Source organism: Streptococcus sp. 3167 (assembly GCF_013277175.1).
In the GTDB taxonomy this organism is placed as follows: Bacteria; Bacillota; Bacilli; order Lactobacillales; family Streptococcaceae; genus Streptococcus; species Streptococcus pseudopneumoniae.
This window is the reverse complement of record NZ_VMML01000109.1, coordinates 1-2788: the sequence shown is the minus strand read 5'-3', so window position 1 is coordinate 2788 and position 2788 is coordinate 1. Positions and strand designations below refer to the sequence as shown.

General features: G+C 34.3%; 2 protein-coding genes and 1 pseudogene. All 3 read right to left on the bottom strand.

The window, feature by feature from the left end:
* Positions 1-549: restriction endonuclease subunit S (locus tag HT678_RS11080; protein WP_172925043.1), on the bottom strand; the 549-nt coding region annotated here is incomplete at its 3' end.
* 11 nt (positions 550-560) lie between these two features.
* Positions 561-1088 (bottom strand): annotated as a pseudogene (locus HT678_RS11075) (restriction endonuclease subunit S); the annotation flags it as partial.
* A 12-nt stretch (positions 1089-1100) separates the two neighbouring features.
* Positions 1101-2594 (bottom strand): class I SAM-dependent DNA methyltransferase, encoded by a 1494-nt coding sequence (locus HT678_RS11070; RefSeq protein ID WP_172925041.1) that lies wholly within the window; start codon positions 2592-2594, stop codon positions 1101-1103.
* Positions 2595-2788 lie beyond the last annotated feature (194 nt).

Genomic DNA, 2788 nt, shown 5'->3' with positions numbered 1-2788 from the left:
CTCGTTAAATCGGGATTTGACGAGATATTCAAACTCAATCAATTGTTCTTTTCTAGTATAAATAAGTTTATCAATTTTTTTTAGAACTTTAACTTGTTTCCTCTGTATGTCATACGTTGGCAAAAAAATCTCAATATCAGATACTATACTTTTAGATATTTCCTTGAATGTTGCTCCTCGCCCCAAAATATTCAAATAATTTTTTCTTGCTTTAAAAAAATAATATAAATACTCATTATTGATTTTATTTGAGCAGATAAAATTTTTAAAACCTTGATTACAATACATCTCACATCCTGAAATTGCAACTTTACCAATCGGAGCACGAGACGATAACAAAACTGTTCCCGTAGGAAATGATTTCAAGCCCGTTTCTTCAATTCCTAACTTAGTAATTTTCCGTTGTGTGTCAAAAACGATAAAATCATCATCACTAATTTCTGCAGGAGTAATCCATTTGTATTCTCCATTCCAATAATTTGGATTACTACTCTTTGGAGTTGAACCTGTAACTATTTCACAAATTTCCCCTAATTTTACTTTCTTCATGCAACCACCTCCTCGGAATATCGGGATTTGACGAGCAAGTTTAGTTCATCTAACTGAAATTTTCTTTTAGTAATAAGCCTTTTAATCGTATTAAGAATACAGATAATGTTCTCTTGTTCTTCGATACCTAGCAATTCTAATTGTAAATCAAGTAATATATTCTTGTTTAAATGAGGAATTGTTGCACCTGTTGAATGATCTCGTAAATACTGCGATTTACTTTCCAAAAAGACTCCCAAGTAATCTGATATAATTTTTTCTTTGTATCGCTCATTCTTTTTTAAGACCGTAATTGTACTACCAACAGCTCCCGATAACCCATAGCCAACTGTTCCTGCATTAGCACCATCCCATGCTATCAGAATATCATCTGGAAGTGCTTCAGTCATATTTAAACTTTCAGTGAATTTTAAATTATTATTATTTCTTAAATCATCTATTTGAATATAACGTTGGCTTAGAGTTGTTTGTTCAGCAAGTACAGTGGCTTTCTTGCCTTTTTTTAGAGATAAGACTTCCCCCAACTTCACTTTTTTCATACAGCCACCTTCCTACTCGAGTAATTTTTCTAATTCAGCCAAGCCGTCTTGAATTTCTTTTTCTAAATCATTGATTTTCTTTAAGATGACCTCTGTTGGTTCATACTCAACTTTTTCATACTCAATCTCTTTATATTTATTGATAGACAAATCATAATCATTTTCCTTTATCTCATCAACTGGAACAAAGAAAGATTGATCCGTTCTCTGACGTTCTGTTTCTTTTTCAAGATGATGAAAGCGTTCGATAATATCTGGAATATCATTGTCGCTAATCGGTTGTCGCTTATCATCCAAACTTAAACCATCCGCTTTCATATCGTAAAACCAGACCTTGTCAGTACCACCATTGCCAGTTTTTGTAAAGATGAGAATGGCAGTTGAAACTCCAGCATAAGGCTTGAAAACACCACTAGGCATTGAGATTACAGCATCAAGCTTATGGTTCTCTACAATTTCCTGACGAATTCCTTTATGAGCTTTCGACGAACCAAAAAGGACACCATCAGGTACGATAACTGCTGCTCGTCCACCTGGTTTTAAAGTTCGCAAGAAAAGAGAAAGAAAGAGTAATTCTGTTTTTTTGGTTTTTACGGTTGCAAGAAGGTCATTAGAGGTTGAATTGTAGTCAAGTGAGCCCTTAAAAGGAGGATTTGCTAAAACCAAAGTATATTTATCGGCTTCTTCATTATCTTGAGACAGCGAGTCAAGGTAACTGATTTGTGGATTTTCTACTCCATGTAGCATCATGTTCATCGCCCCAAGTCTCAACATAGTCGTATCCGTATCATTTCCATGAAACATCTGATTATGAAAATGATTGATATTATCTGTATTGGTTTCCCATTCATCTTTCTTACGCTTTAAGTAACGGCTAGCAGATACTAAGAAGCCAGCAGAACCCATAGCGGGATCTGAGATGATATCTTTGATGGTCGGTTGCATCAATTCAACCATCATATCGATGATGTGACGAGGTGTACGAAACTGTCCATTTTTACCTGCGGTCGACAATTTTGATAACAGATATTCATAGATATCTCCGATATCAGTAATACTTTGTTTGTCATTATCAAAATCTACATCTAATCCCCTAGTTGGAAAAACATCCAAGATAGAAATTGCCTTTTGAAGCGTAGCAGGTTTATTTATTTGAAAAATAGCTTCTCGCATATATCGTGAAAAGGCTGTATCATCTGTATCCCCCTTGAGATTTTTAATAAACGGAAAAATCTCCTGAGTCATTAAACGATAAACTTCCTGAGCATCTCCTATATTTTTAAAAGTTGACCAACGGTATTCAGGTTTATCTTTTGGAAAAACTCCCTCATAAGGAATCCCTAGAAATTCAGCATCACTTTCACGTCCAAGCTCAACACTATCCAAATCTTTCATAAATAAGAGATAAGTCAACTGTTCAATATTTGTTAAAGGATTTGCATTTCCTTCTGTCCAAAGAATTTCCCACAACTGATCGATTTTATTTTTTAATTCGCCTGTAATCATATCTTCCCTTTTCTTTAGTTTTTAAAACTTAGTAATATCATTATTTTATCAGATTTCAAACAAAGCTTCAATTAACTATATCTATGCGTCACCTGAATATTTTATACTCTTCGAAAATCTCTTCAAACCACGTCAGCTTCACCTTGCCGTAGGTATATGATACTGACTCTGTCAGTTCTATCCACAACCTCAAA

Bases quoted from the DNA above. Each gene is read 5' to 3' on its own strand.
- HT678_RS11070 (WP_172925041.1), bottom strand. From the start codon at position 2,594: ATGATTACAGGCGAATTAAAAAATAAAATCGATCAGTTGTGGGAAATT.